General features: G+C 49.1%; 4 protein-coding genes and 1 pseudogene. All 5 read left to right on the top strand.

The genetic code is table 11. The features are described 5' to 3' along the window. Positions 1 to 301, top strand: a 301-nt coding sequence (locus tag B3180_RS02380; protein ID WP_286842779.1) for a KH domain-containing protein, incomplete at its 5' end; no start/stop codon positions are given. 3 nt (positions 302 to 304) lie between these two features. Beyond that, positions 305 to 1018: a DNA repair protein RecO gene (gene recO, locus B3180_RS02375; RefSeq protein ID WP_224797318.1), complete on the top strand. Its 714-nt coding sequence runs from the start codon at positions 305 to 307 to the stop codon at positions 1016 to 1018. Between the two features lie 3 nt (positions 1019 to 1021). After that, positions 1022 to 1750, top strand: a complete 729-nt coding sequence (gene pdxJ, locus B3180_RS02370) for a pyridoxine 5'-phosphate synthase (protein ID WP_199494203.1) — start codon at positions 1022 to 1024, stop codon at positions 1748 to 1750. After that, the gene (acpS, locus tag B3180_RS02365) at positions 1750 to 2130 is read left to right on the top strand and encodes a holo-ACP synthase (RefSeq protein ID WP_286842775.1); all 381 of its coding nucleotides are present in this window, start codon (positions 1750 to 1752) and stop codon (positions 2128 to 2130) included. The genes pdxJ and acpS overlap by 1 nt, the downstream gene beginning before the upstream one ends. A 21-nt stretch (positions 2131 to 2151) precedes the next feature. Next, positions 2152 to 2484: pseudogene (locus tag B3180_RS02360) on the top strand (23S rRNA methyltransferase); the annotation flags it as partial.

Here is a 2484-nt window from a genome sequence, read left to right as displayed (position 1 = left end):
ACTGATGCGCTTTACCGGCGACGAGCTGCCATACGAAACCACGGTAGAAATTGAGCAGTTCGGCCATTCTGATAAGGGAACTACCCATATTCATGCGTTAATACTGGTAGAGCGCGACGCGCAGAAGCGTATGATTATTGGGCAGGGCGGCAGTAAGTTGAAAACGATAGGCACTGAAGCTCGTCGTGACCTGGAAAAACTGCTGGATAATAAGGTGATGATGAAGCTTTGGGTAAAAGTGAAATCGGGCTGGTCAGACGACGAGCGCGCATTGAAGAGTCTGGGTTACCGCGAGGACTAAACAGTGGCGCAGCGGGCACTGGTGTTGCATCGTTGGGACTATCAGGAAACCAGTCTGATACTGGATTTATTCACCGAAGATGACGGACGAGTCCGGGTTGTTGCCAAAGGCGCAAAACGCCCGAAAAGCCCATGGCGCGGTCTGGCTCAGCCCTTTATACCTCTACTGGCCGAGTTTCAGGGGCGCAGCGAGTTAAAAACCTTAACCTTACTCGAGCCGCAGCAGACCACCGAAAGGTTGCAGCTACAAGGCGAGAAACTCTATAGCGGCTTTTACCTTAATGAGCTGATTCAGCGTTTGGTACCAGCAGAAGGTGAAGCTTCTGAATTGTTCCAAAGTTATTTATCCACTTTGCATAATATGACCGCGAGTGAGCGTGTAGAGCCAGCTTTACGTCAGTTCGAATGGCATTTGTTGCAACACCTTGGCGCTGCTTTTGACTGGTATTATGATGCTGATAGTGGTCAGGCATTATCGAATTACGACTGGTGTTATTTTATTCCCGATCATGGTTTTGTGACACAAGCCAGAGATGATCAACAACGAGCGTATTTGGTGGCTGATATTGAAAAACTGGCCGCCTGGGACGTTGATGACGAGAGCCGTTTACGGCAATTGAAATACATTATGCGTGACGCTTTATCTGTTTACTTAGGCGATAAACCACTGCGCAGTCGTGAATTGTTCCGCGGAAATCACCCAAGTGAAAGGAGCTAAATGATGAAAGGTCTGCGTCTGGGCGTTAACATTGACCACGTAGCCACTTTGCGTAATGCACGAGGCGTGCGCTACCCCGACCCGGTTGCTGCGGCTGGCATTGCCGAGCGTGCAGGTGCTGACGGCATTACCATTCATTTGCGTGAAGACCGTCGCCACATTACTGACCGCGATGTTGCCATGCTAAAGCAGACTCTGAATGTGCCAATGAACTTAGAAATGGCCGTAACAGAGGAAATGTTGGATATAGCGATAAAAACAAAGCCGACATTCAGTTGCCTGGTGCCGGAAAAGCGTGAAGAACTGACGACAGAAGGCGGCCTTGATGTTGCTGGTCAACTGAACTCTATTACCCAGGCAACTCAACGACTGACTGAGGCGGGTATTCAGGTATCATTGTTTATTGATGCTGACCGCGAGCAAATAGACGCCGCTAAAAATGCTGGTGCCCCTATTATTGAACTGCATACGGGGCAATACGCTGAAGCAGAAACCGAGCAAGAGAAAACACGGGAATTAGCTCGCTTAATGGAAGCTGCCGAATATGCGCACTCTATTGGGTTGCAGGTAAACGCCGGACATGGTCTGCACTACCACAACACATTAGAAGTTGCACAAATACCACAAATGGTAGAACTGAACATTGGTCATTCTATTATTGCCCGTGCGGTACTAGATGGTCTGGATAAAGCTGTCCGCGATATGCGGGAGATACTCGATAAGGCAAGATAATGGCGATAGTAGGAGTGGGTACGGACATCATTGAAGTGTCTCGTATCGAGAAGTCGTTAGCGCGAGGCGATAGTTTGACCAAGCGTGGATTGACCCCGACAGAACAGGAAGAAATGAGCGCATCGGTTGACGAAGTGGCGTATTTAGCCAAACGATTTGCCGCTAAAGAAGCTTGTGCTAAAGCCTTCGGGCGGGGTATTTCGGCCGGACTTTCATTCCAACATATGCAAGTGATTCACGACGAGTTTGGTAAGCCGGGCTGGCATTTCACAGATACTGCCGCACAATGGATTGAAGAGATGGGGGTTGTTGCAAGTCATTTGTCGATAAGTGACGAGCAGCATTACGCCGTGGCAACGGTCATTTTAGAATCTGAATAAACTGGGTTAAAAACAACCAAAATGGCGCAATTCTTTAAACCGCAGAAGCGTAATAAATCCGTGAGTAAAACCCTGAGAGCGCAGGTTTCTGCGTTGGATCATCAGGCGCGGGCGGTTATCCGGGGTGAGGGTGGTAAAAAGCAAACACGCTTTATTATGGGGGCCTTACCCGGCGAAGTTATTCAGTACAAAACAACCGGCAAGCATAGTGGCACGCTTGAACGCATTCTGGAGCCAAGCGCTGACCGCCGGGATGCTCCCTGTAAATACTATGACCAATGCGGTGGTTGCGACTTTCAGCATGTGGCTGAAAGTTATCAGTTAGGCCACAAACAACAAGTGGTGGAAGAGAAT

This window comes from Idiomarina sp. UBA4206 (assembly GCF_002383015.1).
In the GTDB taxonomy this organism is placed as follows: Bacteria; Pseudomonadota; Gammaproteobacteria; order Enterobacterales; family Alteromonadaceae; genus Idiomarina; species Idiomarina abyssalis.
The sequence above is the reverse complement of the archived record's forward strand: the minus strand, read 5'-3'. Positions and strand labels throughout refer to the sequence as shown.